Origin of the sequence: Isoptericola sp. NPDC056573 (assembly GCF_042793335.1) — a bacterium.
Lineage (GTDB): Bacteria > Actinomycetota > Actinomycetes > Actinomycetales > Cellulomonadaceae > Isoptericola.
In genome coordinates, this window is the sequence record NZ_JBHTUY010000023.1 from 1 (window position 1) to 14,578 (window position 14,578).

The window sequence follows — 14,578 nt, forward strand, 5'->3', positions numbered from 1 at the left end:
CATCCGGGCCCGGATGCGTGCGCCACCGCCTGTCCGGCGTTCGGGGCCCGTCGTCCTGGGCTGTGTGACGCACGCCGCGCCCGCATCGTGGGCACGCCCGGTGGGCGCACGGAGGCGACGGGATAAGGTGGAGGCCGTCAGAACGACGCCCCGGGAGCCCGCCTCGAGGGGCACGAGAACCGACACCCTTTAACACCGTCCCGTGAGGCGGAGAAGGAGGTCGCCAGTGACTGCTGGCACCGGCATGCCCGGAACACCCGATCAGCCCGACGTCCCCGAGGGGACCGTCGTGCTCGGCGCGAGCGACGTCGCCCGCGCCCTCACCCGTATCGCGCACGAGATCGTCGAGCGCGCCAAGGGAGCCCAGGACGTCGTCCTGCTCGGTATCCCGACCCGCGGGGTCACCCTGGCCGCCCGCCTCGCGCAGCGGCTCGCGAGCATCGACCCCGCCTTCGACCCGGAGCGCGACCTCGGCGAGCTGGACGTCACGATGTACCGCGACGACCTGCGCCGCCAGCCCACCCGTGCGGTCGGCGTCACGCGGCTGCCCGCGGCCGGGATCGAGGGCAAGACCGTCGTCCTGGTCGACGACGTCCTCTTCTCCGGCCGCACGATCCGTGCCGCGCTCGACGCCATCGGCGACCTCGGCCGACCGCAGGCGGTGCGCCTCGCGTGCCTGGTGGACCGCGGTCACCGCGAGCTGCCGATCCGCCCCGACTTCGTGGGCAAGAACCTCCCCACCGCCCAGACGGAGCGGGTGCGCGTGCTGCTCGCGGAGGTGGACGGCTCGGACGCCGTGGTGATCAGCGGCCGGGAGCCCGGCGCCGCGACCCCGGGCGAGGGGGGCGAGCGATGAGGCACCTGCTCTCCACCGCGGACCTGGCCAAGGACGAGGCGATCGAGCTCCTCGACACCGCCGCGCAGATGGCCGCGACGCAGTCCCGCGAGATCAAGAAGCTGCCGACGCTGCGCGGTCGCACCGTGGTGAACCTGTTCTTCGAGGACTCCACGCGTACCCGCATCTCGTTCGAGACGGCCGCCAAGCGGCTGTCCGCGGACGTCATCAACTTCTCGGCCAAGGGGTCGAGCGTCTCCAAGGGCGAGTCCCTCAAGGACACCGCGCTCACCCTGCACGCCATGGGCGCCGACGCCGTGGTGGTGCGGCACTGGGCCTCGGGAGCCCCGTACCAGCTTGCGCACGCCGGCTGGCTCGACGCGGCCGTGCTCAACGCCGGCGACGGCACGCACATGCACCCCACGCAGGCGCTGCTCGACGCCTACACGATCCGCCGCCACCTCGGCGGCCACGGCGGCGGCCTGCGCCGCGGAGGGGACGACGGCGTCGGCGCCGACCTCGCGGGCGTCAAGGTCGCGATCGTGGGCGACGTCCTGCACTCGCGCGTCGCCCGCGCCAACGTGTGGCTGCTGCGCACGCTCGGCGCCGAGGTGACGCTCGTCTCGCCGCCCACGCTGCTGCCGGTCGGGGTCGAGTCGTGGCCCTGCCGGACGTCCTACGACCTGGACGCCACGCTCGCCGACTGGCAGCCGGACGCCGTGATGATGCTCCGCGTGCAGCGCGAGCGGATGTCCGGGGGCGCGGGCGCGTTCTTTCCGAGCCCGCTGGAGTACACCCGCTACTTCGGCCTCGACGGCCGCCGCCTGGCGCTGCTGCCCGCGCACTCGATCGTCATGCACCCGGGCCCGATGAACCGCGGCCTGGAGATCTCCGCCGAGGCGGCCGACTCCGAGCGCGCCGTCATCGTCGAGCAGGTCGCCAACGGCGTCGCGGTGCGCATGGCCGCGCTCTACCTGCTGCTGTCCGGCACCTCCTCGTCCGCCTCCGTGCCCGCTCCTGTGCCCACATCTCTGCCCGCCCCTGTCTCGAGCACCACCGAAGGGACCGCCCTGTGACCACGACCTATGTGCTGCGCGGGGCCCGTCCCCTCGGCGGCGAGCCCGCCGACGTCGTCCTCTCCGGCGGCGTGATCACCCAGGTGACGGCCCCCGGCGCCGCCGACGTCCCCGCCGGCGACGACGTCGTGGAGGTCGCCGCCGACGGGCACGTCCTGCTGCCCGGCCTGGTCGATCTGCACACGCACCTGCGCGAGCCGGGCCGCGAGGACGCCGAGACGGTCGCGTCCGGCACCCGTGCCGCGGCGGCCGGCGGCTTCACCGCGGTGCACGCCATGGCGAACACCTCGCCGGTCGCCGACACCGCCGGCGTCGTCGAGCAGGTGTGGCGCCTGGGACAGGAGGCCGGCTGGGTCGACGTGCACCCGGTCGGTGCCGTCACCGTGGGCCTCGGCGGCGAGCGCCTCGCCGAGCTCGGCGCGATGGCCGACTCCGCCGCCCGCGTGCGGGTCTTCTCCGACGACGGCAAGTGCGTGCACGACCCGATCCTCATGCGTCGCGCGCTGGAGTACGTCAAGGCGTTCGACGGCGTCGTCGCGCAGCACGCGCAGGAGCCTCGCCTCACCGAGGGCGCCCAGATGAACGAGGGCGTCGTGTCCGCCGAGATCGGGCTGGCGGGGTGGCCCGCGGTCGCCGAGGAGGCGATCATCGCCCGCGACGTGCTGCTCGCCGAGCACGTCGGCTCACGGCTGCACGTGTGCCACCTGTCCACCGCCGGGTCCGTCGAGATCGTCCGGTGGGCCAAGGGCCGCGGCATCGACGTCACCGCCGAGGTGACGCCGCACCACCTGATCCTCACGGACGAGCTCGCCCGCACGTACGACCCCACGTACAAGGTGAACCCCCCGCTGCGCACGGCCGAGGACGTCGAGGCGGTGCGCGCCGGCCTCGCCGACGGCACCATCGACATCGTCGCCACCGACCACGCCCCGCACACCCGCGAGGACAAGGACTGCGAGTGGGGCGCCGCCGCGTTCGGCATGACCGGGCTGGAGACCGCCCTGTCGGTCGTGCAGCAGACCATGGTCGACACCGGCCGCCTCACCTGGGCCGACGTCGCGCGCGTCCTGTCGACCAACCCCGCCCGGATCGGCCGGGTCACCGATCACGGCCGCCCGGTCGCGGTGGGCGAGCCCGCCAACCTCACGCTGGTCGACCCGGCCGCCGCCCGGACGGTCGACGGGGCCGCGCAGGCCACCGCGAGCGGCAACACGCCCTTCGCCGGGCGGGAGCTGCCCGGCCGCGTCGTGGCGACGTTCCTGCGCGGCCGCGCCACGGTGCTGGACGGCGCCCCGGTCGCCGCGCCGGTGGTCGGGCTCGGGGGCGCACGATGAACCTCCCCATGCCCGTGGCCGTCGGGATCTGGGTCGTGATCGGCGTCCTGCTCCTGCTCGTGATCCTCACGGGCCGGCGCCGGCTCGCCGCCCGCACCCGCGGCACCGTCCCCGTGCCCCCTGCCGTGCCCGAGGACCTCGGCGCCCTGCGTCTGGGCCCCCTCGACGCCACCTACGTCTCCTCCACGCTCGCGGGGGACTGGCTGGCCCGCGTCGGCGCGCACCACCTCGGCGACCGCTCCACCGCCCACGTGTCCGTGCACGACGCCGGCGTGCTCGTCGAGCGCGACGGCGCCCCGGACGTGTTCGCCCCCGTGGCCGCCCTGCGCGGCGTCGGCCTCGCCCCCGGCATGGCCGGCAAGTACGTCGGCGCCGACGGCCTGGTCGTCGTCACCTGGGAGGACCCGGAGGCGGACGGCGTGCCCGCCGTCGCCCTCGACACCGGCCTGCGCACCCGCCTCGCGCCCGACCGCTCCCGCCTGGTCGACGCCGTGCGCCACCTCATGACCTCCGCCCCCGCACCGAAGGACGAGCAGTGACCTCCAGCTCCCTGACCAGCCCTGTATCGAGCCCGGCACCGAGCCCGGTACCCAGCTCCGGGCCGGGCACCGCGCCCGCGCCGCACGCGGCACTCCTCGTCCTCGAGGACGGCACGGTCGCCCGCGGCCGCGCCTACGGGGCCCGCGGCGCGACCTTCGGCGAGATCGTGTTCTCCACCGGCATGACCGGCTACCAGGAGACCCTCACCGACCCCTCGTACCACCGGCAGATCGTCGTGATGACGGCCCCGCACGTCGGGAACACCGGCATCAACGACGAGGACCCGGAGTCCGGCAAGATCTGGGTCGCCGGCTACGTGCTGCGCGACCCCGCGCGCCGCGTGTCCTCCTGGCGCGCGGACCGCTCCCTCGAGGAGGAGCTCGCCGCCCAGGGGGTCGTGGGCATCAGCGACGTCGACACCCGCAAGCTCACGCGCCACCTGCGCGAGCTGGGCGTCATGCGCGCCGGGATCTTCTCCGGCGACGCGCTCGTGCGCGAGGTCGCCCCCGGCACGTTCGTGGAGCGGTCGCTGCCCGAGCTGGTCGCCGAGGTGCAGGCCTCCCCGCAGATGGCGGGCGCCAACCTGTCCCCGGAGGTCACGACCGACGAGGCGTACGTCGTCGAGCCGTCGGGCGAGTTCGCCGGGCAGGCCCCGCTCGCGACCGTCGTCGCCGTCGACCTCGGCATCAAGGCCATGACCCCCGCGCGTCTCGCGCAGCGGGGCGTGCGCGTGCACGTCGTGCCCCAGTCGGCCACGATCGCCGACATCGAGGCCCTGCTGCCGACCGACGGCTCGCCCACGGGCGTGTTCTTCTCGAACGGACCCGGCGACCCGTCGTCGGCCACGCACGAGATCGAGCTCCTGCGCGGGGTGCTGGACCGCGGCATCCCGTTCTTCGGCATCTGCTTCGGCAACCAGCTGCTGGGCCGCGCGCTCGGCTACGGCACCTACAAGCTCGGGTACGGCCACCGCGGCATCAACCAGCCCGTCATGGACCGCACCACCGGCAAGGTCGAGGTCACCGCGCACAACCACGGGTTCGCCGTCGACGCGCCCCTCGACGCGGTGTCGAGGGCGCCGCACGACGCCGAGCGCACCGACGGCCGCGCCTACGGACGCGTCATCGTGTCCCACGTCGGCCTCAACGACCAGGTGGTCGAGGGGCTGACCGCGCTCGACGTGCCGGCCTTCTCCGTGCAGTACCACCCCGAGGCCGCCGCCGGCCCGCACGACAGCGCCTACCTCTTCGACCGCTTCGTCGAGCTCATGACGAGCCGCGAGCCCGTGACCGTCCCCGCCGCCACGCTGGCCGCGCTGAAGGAGAACTGATGCCCCGCCGTTCCGACCTCTCCTCCGTCCTGGTCATCGGCTCCGGCCCGATCGTCATCGGCCAGGCCTGCGAGTTCGACTACTCCGGCACGCAGGCCTGCCGCGTGCTCCGGGAGGAGGGCCTGCGGGTCATCCTCGTGAACTCGAACCCGGCCACGATCATGACCGACCCGGAGTTCGCCGACGCCACGTACGTCGAGCCGATCACCACCGAGGTCCTCACCACGATCATCGCCAAGGAGCGTCCCGACGCCCTGCTGCCCACCCTGGGCGGCCAGACGGCGCTCAACGCGGCCATCGCGCTCGACGAGGCCGGCGTCCTGGAGCAGTACGACGTCGAGCTGATCGGCGCGAACATCCCCGCCATCCAGAAGGGCGAGGACCGCCAGCAGTTCAAGGACGTCGTCGCCAAGTGCGGCGGCGAGTCCGCCCGCTCCGTCATCGTGCACACCGTGGACGAGGCGGTCGCGGCCTCCGCGGACCTCGGCTACCCGATGGTCGTGCGCCCGTCGTTCACCATGGGCGGCCTCGGCTCCGGCTTCGCGTACGACGAGCGCGAGCTGCGCCGCATCGTCGGGCAGGGCCTGCACTACTCGCCGACCACCGAGGTGCTCCTGGAGGAGTCCATCCTCGGCTGGAAGGAGTACGAGCTCGAGCTCATGCGGGACAAGGACGACAACGTCGTGGTCGTCTGTTCGATCGAGAACGTCGACCCGGTCGGCGTGCACACCGGCGACTCCGTCACGGTGGCGCCCGCGATGACGCTCACCGACCGCGAGTACCAGAAGCTGCGCGACATCGGCATCGCCGTCATCCGCGAGGTCGGCGTCGACACGGGCGGCTGCAACATCCAGTTCGCCGTCGACCCGGACACCGGGCGCATCATCGTCATCGAGATGAACCCGCGCGTGTCGCGCTCCTCGGCCCTCGCGTCGAAGGCGACGGGCTTCCCGATCGCGAAGATCGCGGCCAAGCTCGCCGTGGGCTACACGCTCGACGAGATCCCGAACGACATCACGCGCGTCACGCCGGCGAGCTTCGAGCCCACGCTCGACTACGTCGTCGTCAAGGTGCCCCGCTTCGCCTTCGAGAAGTTCCCGGCCGCGGACCCGACGCTCACCACGACCATGAAGTCGGTCGGCGAGGCCATGGCGCTGGGCCGCAACTTCACCGAGGCCCTCGGCAAGGCCCTGCGCTCGATCGACAAGGGCGGCGTCGCGTTCCACTGGGACGGCGCCGCGCCGTCCGGGGCGGAGCTGGACCAGCTGCTCGCCGAGATCGTGCGCCCCACGGAGCACCGCATGGTCGGCGTGCAGCAGGCGCTGCGTGCGGTCGTCGCCGGGCACACGACGCTCGAGGCGGTCTTCGACGCGACGAAGATCGACCCCTGGTTCCTCGACCAGATCCTGCTCATGAACGAGGTCGCCGCGGAGGTGGCCGCCGGCCCGACCCTCACCGAGGACGTGCTGCGCCGCGCCAAGCGGCACGGTCTGTCCGACGTGCAGGTCGCGCGCCTGCGCGGCATGGGTCCGGCGGGGGAGGCCACCGTCCGCGAGGTCCGACGGGCGCTCGGCGTCCGGCCCGTCTACAAGACGGTCGACACCTGCGCCGCCGAGTTCGCGGCCCGCACGCCGTACCACTACTCGTCCTACGACGAGGAGACCGAGGTGGCGCCCCGCGAGCGCGAGGCCGTGATCATCCTCGGGTCGGGCCCGAACCGGATCGGCCAGGGCATCGAGTTCGACTACTCGTGCGTGCACGCCGCCCTGACCCTCTCCGAGCGCTACGAGACGGTCATGGTCAACTGCAACCCGGAGACCGTCTCGACGGACTACGACACCTCGGACCGTCTCTACTTCGAGCCGCTGACGTTCGAGGACGTGCTCGAGGTCTACGAGGCCGAGCTCGCCGCGGGCCCCGTCAAGGGCGTCATCGTGCAGCTCGGCGGGCAGACGCCGCTCGCACTCGCGCAGCGCCTCGCGGACGCCGGCGTGCCGATCCTCGGCACGTCGCCCGAGGCCATCGACGCCGCCGAGGACCGCGGCATCTTCGGCCAGGTCCTGCTCGACGCCGGCCTTCCGGCCCCCGCGTTCGGTACCGCCCGCTCGCTGGGCCAGGCGCGCGAGGTCGCCGAGACCATCGGCTACCCCGTCCTGGTGCGCCCGTCGTACGTGCTGGGCGGCCGCGGCATGGAGATCGTCTACTCCGCCGAGCAGCTCACCGAGTACGTGGAGCGGGCTCTCGAGGCGGCGGCCGCGGACGAGCGCACGGCGGGCGGCCTGCTGCCGGCGCCGCTGCTCATCGACCGCTTCCTCGACGACGCGATGGAGATCGACGTCGACGCCCTGTACGACGGCGAGGAGATGTTCCTCGGCGGCGTCATGGAGCACATCGAGGAGGCCGGCATCCACTCGGGCGACTCGGCCTGCGTGCTGCCCCCCGTGTCCCTCTCGACGGCCGAGATCGAGCGCATCCGCCGCTCGACCGAGGCGATCGCGAAGGGCGTCGGCGTGCGCGGCCTGCTCAACGTGCAGTACGCGCTCGTCTCGGACGTCCTGTACGTGCTCGAGGCCAACCCGCGCGCGTCGCGCACCGTCCCGTTCGTGTCTAAGGCGACGGGGACCTCGCTGTCCAAGGCGGCGGCCCGGGTCATGGTCGGCGAGTCGATCGCCGAGCTGCGCGCGGCGGGCGTCCTGCCCGCCGAGGGCGACGGCGGGACGCTCGACCTCGGGGCACCGATGGCCGTCAAGGAGGCCGTGCTGCCGTTCAAGCGGTTCCGCACCGCCGAGGGCCAGGTCGTCGACACGGTGCTCGGTCCGGAGATGCGCTCCACCGGCGAGGTCATGGGCTTCGACAAGGACTTCCCGCACGCCTTCGCGAAGTCGCAGGCCGCCGCGTTCGGCGGGCTGCCCACCGCGGGCCGGGTGTTCGTCTCCGTCGCGGACCGGGACAAGCGCTCGATCGTCTTCCCGGTGAAGCGCCTCGCGGAGCTGGGGTTCGAGGTGCTCGCGACGTCCGGCACGGCGCAGGTGCTGCGCCGCAACGGCATCGGCAGCACGGTGGTGCGCAAGTTCTCCCAGGGCCGTGGCGCCGACGGCGAGCCCACGATCGTGGACCTCATCACCGACGGCGAGGTCGACCTCGTGGTGAACTCGCCGTCCGGCCAGGGCGCGCGCGCCGACGGCTACGAGATCCGCGCGGCGACGACGGCGGCCGACAAGCCGATGATCACCACCGTCGACCAGCTCGCCGCGGCGGTGCAGGGCATCGAGGCGGTCCGCGGCGGCCCGTTCGACGTCGCGAGCCTGCAGGAGCACACGGCCGCGACGCACGAGCGGCTCGGGGTCGGGACGACGGCGGCGGTGTCGGCATGAGCGCCGCGCCGGTGCCGTTCGGCGCGCGGCTCGCCGCGGCGATGGACGCCCACGGGCCGCTGTGCGTGGGCATCGACCCGCACGCGTCGCTGCTGGCGACGTGGGGTCTGGGCGACGACGCCGCCGGGGTGCGCGAGTTCGGGCTGCGCGTGGTGGACGCGCTCGGCGGGCGCGTGGCGGCCTTCAAGCCGCAGGCCGCGTTCTTCGAGCGGCACGGCTCGGCCGGCGTCGCCGCGCTGGAGGACGTGATCGCCGCGTCGCGGGCCGTCGGCACGCTGACGGTCGTCGACGCCAAGCGCGGCGACATCGGCTCGACGATGGGCGCGTACGCCGACGCGTTCCTGGCCGACGGCTCCCCGCTCGCGGGCGACGCGGTCACGGTGTCGCCGTACCTGGGCTTCGGCTCGCTGGCGCCGGCGGCCGAGCTGGCCGCCCGCACCGGGCGCGGGATCTTCGTGCTGTGCCTCACCTCCAACAAGGAGGGGCACGAGGTGCAGCACGCCGTCGGGCCCGACGGCGTGAGCGTCGCGGCGTCGGTCGCCGCCCAGGCGGCCGTGCTGAACGCCGGCGCCGTCGCCGAGGGGCTGCCGATGGGCTCGGTCGGCCTCGTCGTGGGCGCCACCGTCGGTGACGCCGCCCGGGAGACCGGGACGGACCTCGTGGCCGTGCACGGTCCGCTGCTGGCGCCCGGCGTGGGCGCGCAGGGCGCGGGGGAGCGGGAGCTCGCCTCGGCCTTCGGGGACGCCCGCCGCCAGGTGCTCGCGTCGTCCTCCCGGGGCGTCCTCGCCGCGGGGCCCGACGCCGACGGGCTGCGCGCCGCCGCGGCGTCGGCCGTCGCGGACGCCCGGGCGGCGCTGCGCCCCTGACGCCGCCCGTCCGTGCGAAGGGCCCGCACCCTGACGGGGGCGGGCCCTTCGTCGTTCCCGGGCGGGTCAGACCGCGGCGAGCTGCCACACGGACACGTGCCGCTCGCTGTCGGCGGTGAACGGCGTGCGGTCCCAGCCCTCCCAGCGGTGCACCAGGCGCATCCCCGCGAGGCGCGCCATGAGGTCCAGCTCGGCCGGCCACACGTACCGGAACGGCAACCACCGGAACCGGCCGGAGCCGTCGGGCCCGACGGTCACGTGGTTCGACGTGAACCGCTGGGTGACCACGTCGAGCCGGTCGAAGCCCACGTAGCCGCCGCCCGCCGCGTCCGGCGCGACGGTGAACGGCACGGTGTCCTGCCCGGGCGGCATGCGTCGCAGGGGCGGCACCCCGACCTCGACGACGAAGTACCCGCCGGGGCGCAGGTGGGCCGCGGCGGTGCGGAAGCAGTCCACCTGGCCGTCCTGCGTCGTGACGTTCCCGATGGTGTTGAAGACGAGGTACGCGACGGCGAACTCGCCGGGCACGCGGGCGCTCGTCATGTCACCGATCGTCACCTCGACGAGGTCGCCGCCCGGCTTGTCCGCGACGCGCGCCGCCATCGCCCGGGACAGCTCGATGCCGTGCACGGGCACGCCGCGCAGGGCGAGCGGCGCGGCGAGGCGGCCGGTGCCGACCGCGAGCTCGAGGGCGGCGCCGTCGCCCGCCAGGTCGGCGAGCACGTCGACCGTGCGCTCGACGACCGCCGGGTCGAACTCGTCGTCGGACGAGGCGTCGGAGGAGGCGGCGACGCTCTCGGGGAACCACCCGTCGTCGGCGGCGTCCGGGGTCGCGTGGGGGTCGGTCGGCATGACCCGACCGTAGGCCGCGGCGCACGGGCAGCAGGAGTCTTTTCCGGGCAGGCGCGCGACCTGCGACGATGTCGTGACCCGAATGCCGCTTTCCTCCCGGTCGCGCGGCGATCCGTCCTGCGCTACGGATTGCCGCCTTCGCAGGTCGTGGCTACTTTCGAGGGAGCAGTTCCCTCAACAGGCGGACCGACAGAGTAGGTGACTTGCGTGGCTCTCCCCCCTCTCACCCCGGAACAGCGTGCTGCGGCCCTCGAGAAGGCGGCCGAGGCTCGGCGCGTCCGCGCGGAGATCAAGAACAGGTTGAAGTACTCCCAGGGCTCCCTCAAGGACGTGATCGAGCAGGGGCAGAAGGATGACGTCGTGGGCAAGCTCAAGGTGGTCTCGCTGCTCGAGTCGCTCCCTGGGGTCGGTAAGGTGAAGGCCCGGGCGATCATGGAGGAGATCGGGATCGCCGAGACCCGCCGGGTCCGCGGCCTCGGGCCGCACCAGGCTTCGGCGCTCATCGAGAGGTTTGGCTGACATTTCCGCACCACCCGCCGGCCGTCCGGCATCGCAGGACTCCCTCGTCACCGCACCCGACAGCACACCTGTCGCCGTGCCCGCGGGAGCGACGCCGGCCCGCCTGACCGTGCTCGCCGGTCCGACGGCCGTCGGCAAGGGCACGGTCTCGGCCGACGTCCGCGCACGCTACCCGCAGGTGTGGCTGTCCGTGTCGGCGACGACGCGGCCGCCGCGCCCCGGTGAGGTGCACGGCGTGCACTACCTGTTCGTGTCGCCCGAGGATTTCGACCGGATGGTCGCCGAGGGGCAGATGCTCGAGTGGGCGGTGGTGCACGGCCGGCACCGGTACGGCACGCCCCGCGGCCCGGTCGAGGAGCACCTCGCCGCCGGCGTGCCCACCCTGCTGGAGATCGACCTGCAGGGGGCGCGGCAGGTACGGGAGGCCGTCACGGCGATGGGCCTCGCCGCGCAGTTCGTCTTCCTCGCCCCGCCGAGCTTCGACGAGCTGGTGCGGCGTCTGGTGGGCCGTGGCACGGAGGACGCCGAGGAGCGCGAGCGGCGCCTGCGCACGGCGCGGACGGAGCTCGCCGCCGAGGCCGAGTTCGACGTGACGATCGTCAACGACGACGTCACCCACGCCACGGACCGGCTCGCGCGGGTCATGGGCGTGACGTCCGCCGCACCCCGGGTCGCGCTGGAGGACGCCGGGCTTGGGGGTCCGGGCCCGAGCGCGGGTAGGATGGACCGCTGACCCCCTGACGTCTCGTCACCGCGGCTGTCAGCGAACCCGTCACCGAACTTTGTCTCAACGTTTGTCTGGAGTGTGACCCATGGCCGGAACCGTGGCCCAGCCCATCGGCATCACCGACCCGCCCATCGACGAGCTGCTCGAGCGCACCGACTCGAAGTACGGCCTCGTGCTGTACGCGTCCCAGCGCGCCCGTCAGATCAACGCCTACTACTCGCAGCTCAACGAGGGCCTGCTGGAGAACGTGGGCCCGCTCGTCGAGACCCGCAACCAGGAGAAGCCGCTCTCCATCGCCATGCGCGAGATCAACGAGGGCCTGCTCACCTCGACGCCGGTCGAGGAGAAGCCCGCGGCCGCCGCGGAGCCGGTCGTCGAGCCCGGCGACGAGATCACCTTCTGACGGCCTGACGCCGGTCGGCGACCGGCGTCACCCTGCGGCGACGAGGTAGCGCGCGATGAGGATCCTGCTCGGCGTCAGCGGCGGCATCGCCGCGTACAAGGCCGTGCTGCTGCTGCGGCTGCTGCGCGAGGAGGGGCACACGGTCCGGGTCGTCCCGACCGCGTCCGCCCTGCGCTTCGTCGGCGCGCCGACGTTCGAGGCGCTGTCCGGCGAGCCCGTCACGGACGAGGTCTTCGAGGACGTCGCGCACGTCCCGCACGTGGCGCTCGGCCAGGGCGCCGACCTCGTCGTCGTCGCACCCGCGACGGCCGACCTGCTCGCCCGGGCGGCGACCGGCCGAGCCGACGACCTCCTCACCTCGACGCTCCTCACCGCACGCTGCCCGGTCGTGATGGCCCCCGCGATGCACACCGAGATGTGGGAGCACCCCGCCACGCGCGCGAACGTGGCGACGCTGCGCGAGCGCGGCGTCACGGTGATCGAGCCGGCGAGCGGCCGCCTCACCGGCGCGGACACCGGGCCGGGGCGGCTGCCCGAGCCGGAGGAGATCGCCCGCGTGGCCCTCGCGGCCGCGACGGGTGCGGGCGCCGCGGAGCCCGTGGGCGGGCACCACGGGGACCTGTCGGGCCGCACCGTCGTCGTCTCCGCGGGCGGCACCCGCGAGCCGATCGACCCCGTGCGCTTCATCGGCAACCGGTCCAGCGGGCGCCAGGGCGCCGCGCTGGCGGAGGCCGCGCGCGCCCGCGGCGCCCACGTCACGCTCGTGGCCGCGAACCTGGACGACGCCGTGTGCGAGGCCGCGCGTGCGGCGGGCGTCGTCGTCGTGCCGGTGGAGACCACGGCCGAGCTGCGCGACGCGGTGCGCGCGGGCGCCTCGGACGCGGACGTCGTCGTGATGGCCGCGGCGGTCGCCGACTTCCGCCCGGCCGACGTGCCGGACGCCAAGATCAAGAAGGTGCCGGGTTCGGGCCCGGCGCCGATCACGCTCGTGGAGAACCCCGACGTGCTCGCCGAGCTCGCGCACGACCGGCTGCGCCCGGGCCAGCTCGTCGTCGGCTTCGCGGCCGAGACGGGCGACGCCGACGGCTCCGTGCTCGAGCACGGGCGCCGCAAGGCCCTGCGCAAGGGCGCGGACCTGCTCGCGGTGAACGCGGTCGGCTCCGGGCGCGGCTTCGGCGCCCCCACCAACGCCGTGACGGTGCTCGACGGCACCGGCGATGTCGTGACCGAGGCCGCGGGATCGAAGCGCGAGGTCGCCGACGCCATCTGGGACGTCGTGACGAAGACGTTGCCCGGCATCTGAGATTCACCCCAGCATGTGAGACATTTCCTGCCGCGAGGGCCTGGTCGGGCGCCCCGCTGCCCGTAGGCTGTCCGCCATGACCGATGCGCTGCGCCTCTTCACGTCCGAGTCCGTGACCGAGGGCCACCCGGACAAGGTGTGCGACCAGATCTCCGACGCGATCCTGGACGCGCTGCTGGCGCAGGACCCCCGCTCGCGCGTGGCGGTGGAGACGATGGTGACCACGGGGCTCGTGCACGTGGCGGGCGAGGTCACCACGGACGCGTACGTCGAGATCCCGCAGATCGTGCGCGAGGTGGTGCGCCGCATCGGCTACACCTCGTCGGCGATCGGGTTCGACGGCGACTCCTGCGGCGTGTCCGTGTCGATCGGGCAGCAGTCGCCCGACATCGCGCAGGGCGTCGACAAGAGCCTGGAGGAGCGCGACGACGCCTCCGGTCCGGGCCTCGACCGCGACCCCCTCGACGCGCAGGGCGCCGGCGACCAGGGCCTCATGTTCGGGTACGCCACGGACGAGACCCCGTCCCTGATGCCGCTGCCCATCTGGACGTCGCACCGGCTCGCCGAGCGCCTGTCGGCCGTGCGCCGGTCGGGGGAGCTGCCCGGGCTGCGCCCCGACGGCAAGACCCAGGTGACGGTCGCGTACGACGGCGACCGGCCGGTGCGGATCGACACCGTCGTGCTGTCCACGCAGCACGACGCCGACATCGTGCAGGAGAAGCTGCAGCGCGAGGTCGCCGACGTCGTCATCGCCCCCGTGCTGGCCCAGGTGGCCCAGGAGACCGGCGTCGAGACGTCCCACGCGCGCCTCATCGTCAACCCGACCGGCAAGTTCGTCGTCGGCGGGCCGCAGGGAGACGCGGGACTCACCGGCCGCAAGATCATCGTCGACACCTACGGCGGCATGGCGCGCCACGGCGGCGGCGCGTTCTCCGGCAAGGACCCGTCGAAGGTGGACCGGTCCGCCGCGTACGCGATGCGCTGGGTCGCGAAGAACGTCGTCGCGGCCGGGCTGGCGCGCCGGTGCGAGGTGCAGGTCGCGTACGCGATCGGCAAGGCCCACCCGGTGGGGCTCTACGTCGAGACCTTCGGCACCGAGACCGTGCCGACCGAGCGGATCGCCGCCGCCATCGAGTCCGTGTTCGACCTGCGCCCCGCGGCGATCATCCGCGACCTCGACCTGCTGCGCCCCGTGTACGCCGCGACGGCCACCTACGGGCACTTCGGCCGCGAGCTGCCCGGGTTCACGTGGGAGCGCACGGACCGCGTCGAGGCGTTGCGGGCTGCGGTCTGATCTGTCGTGCTCGCGTCCCTGGGGCGCGGCCGCGTGGTGGCAAGGCTCCTGCGCGCGGACGCGTTCACGGGCGCCAGGGCGCCCTCCACTTCGGGAGGGATACGTCCGCGCGCAGGAGCCTTGCC

At 73.9% G+C, this 14,578-nt stretch carries 13 protein-coding genes; 12 read left to right on the forward strand and 1 reads right to left on the reverse strand.

The window, feature by feature from the left end; translation table 11 throughout:
* Positions 1 to 244: 244 nt before the first annotated feature.
* From pyrR to pyrF, 7 genes are read left to right on the forward strand one after another with little or no spacing between them, the layout of a single operon-like run.
* Positions 245 to 856 carry a bifunctional pyr operon transcriptional regulator/uracil phosphoribosyltransferase PyrR gene (pyrR, locus tag ACFQ8E_RS21625; RefSeq protein ID WP_430552640.1) on the forward strand — a complete coding sequence of 204 codons (612 nt, stop codon included), beginning with the start codon at positions 245 to 247 and terminating at the stop codon, positions 854 to 856.
* Positions 853 to 1,911, forward strand: coding sequence for an aspartate carbamoyltransferase catalytic subunit (locus tag ACFQ8E_RS21630; protein WP_430552629.1), 1,059 nt, complete (start codon positions 853 to 855; stop codon positions 1,909 to 1,911). The genes pyrR and ACFQ8E_RS21630 overlap by 4 nt, the downstream gene beginning before the upstream one ends.
* Positions 1,908 to 3,245, forward strand: coding sequence for a dihydroorotase (locus tag ACFQ8E_RS21635; protein ID WP_430552630.1), 1,338 nt, complete (start codon positions 1,908 to 1,910; stop codon positions 3,243 to 3,245). The genes ACFQ8E_RS21630 and ACFQ8E_RS21635 overlap by 4 nt, the downstream gene beginning before the upstream one ends.
* Before the next feature lie 8 nt (positions 3,246 to 3,253).
* Positions 3,254 to 3,784: a hypothetical protein gene (locus ACFQ8E_RS21640; protein WP_430552631.1), complete on the forward strand. Its 531-nt coding sequence runs from the start codon at positions 3,254 to 3,256 to the stop codon at positions 3,782 to 3,784.
* Entirely contained in the window at positions 3,781 to 5,115 is a 1,335-nt protein-coding gene (gene carA / locus ACFQ8E_RS21645; protein WP_430552632.1) for a glutamine-hydrolyzing carbamoyl-phosphate synthase small subunit, read from the forward strand. The genes ACFQ8E_RS21640 and carA overlap by 4 nt, the downstream gene beginning before the upstream one ends.
* Positions 5,115 to 8,489, forward strand: coding sequence for a carbamoyl-phosphate synthase large subunit (gene carB, locus ACFQ8E_RS21650; RefSeq protein WP_430552633.1), 3,375 nt, complete (start codon positions 5,115 to 5,117; stop codon positions 8,487 to 8,489). The genes carA and carB overlap by 1 nt, the downstream gene beginning before the upstream one ends.
* The gene (gene pyrF, locus ACFQ8E_RS21655) at positions 8,486 to 9,355 is read left to right on the forward strand and encodes an orotidine-5'-phosphate decarboxylase (RefSeq protein ID WP_430552634.1); all 870 of its coding nucleotides are present in this window, start codon (positions 8,486 to 8,488) and stop codon (positions 9,353 to 9,355) included. Before carB ends, pyrF begins: the two co-directional genes overlap by 4 nt.
* A gap of 66 nt (positions 9,356 to 9,421) precedes the next feature.
* Here pyrF and ACFQ8E_RS21660 read toward each other — a convergent pair whose 3' ends face one another.
* A complete protein-coding gene (locus ACFQ8E_RS21660; protein WP_430552635.1) occupies positions 9,422 to 10,207 on the reverse strand; it encodes a class I SAM-dependent DNA methyltransferase in 786 nt (261 codons plus the stop codon).
* Between the two features lie 207 nt (positions 10,208 to 10,414).
* Here ACFQ8E_RS21660 and mihF point away from each other — a divergent pair, with 207 nt between their 5' ends.
* From mihF to metK, 5 genes are all read left to right on the forward strand, one after another.
* On the forward strand, positions 10,415 to 10,726 hold the full coding sequence (mihF, locus tag ACFQ8E_RS21665) for an integration host factor, actinobacterial type (RefSeq protein WP_380323750.1): 312 nt from the start codon (positions 10,415 to 10,417) through the stop codon (positions 10,724 to 10,726).
* A gap of 76 nt (positions 10,727 to 10,802) precedes the next feature.
* The gene (gmk, locus tag ACFQ8E_RS21670; protein ID WP_430552636.1) at positions 10,803 to 11,459 is read left to right on the forward strand and encodes a guanylate kinase; all 657 of its coding nucleotides are present in this window, start codon (positions 10,803 to 10,805) and stop codon (positions 11,457 to 11,459) included.
* Between the two features lie 79 nt (positions 11,460 to 11,538).
* Positions 11,539 to 11,856 carry a DNA-directed RNA polymerase subunit omega gene (rpoZ, locus tag ACFQ8E_RS21675; protein WP_430552637.1) on the forward strand — a complete coding sequence of 106 codons (318 nt, stop codon included), beginning with the start codon at positions 11,539 to 11,541 and terminating at the stop codon, positions 11,854 to 11,856.
* Positions 11,857 to 11,911: 55 nt separating this feature from the next.
* Positions 11,912 to 13,159, forward strand: coding sequence for a bifunctional phosphopantothenoylcysteine decarboxylase/phosphopantothenate--cysteine ligase CoaBC (gene coaBC, locus ACFQ8E_RS21680; RefSeq protein ID WP_430552638.1), 1,248 nt, complete (start codon positions 11,912 to 11,914; stop codon positions 13,157 to 13,159).
* A 76-nt stretch (positions 13,160 to 13,235) separates the two neighbouring features.
* Positions 13,236 to 14,453: a methionine adenosyltransferase gene (metK, locus tag ACFQ8E_RS21685; protein ID WP_430552639.1), complete on the forward strand. Its 1,218-nt coding sequence runs from the start codon at positions 13,236 to 13,238 to the stop codon at positions 14,451 to 14,453.
* Positions 14,454 to 14,578 lie beyond the last annotated feature (125 nt).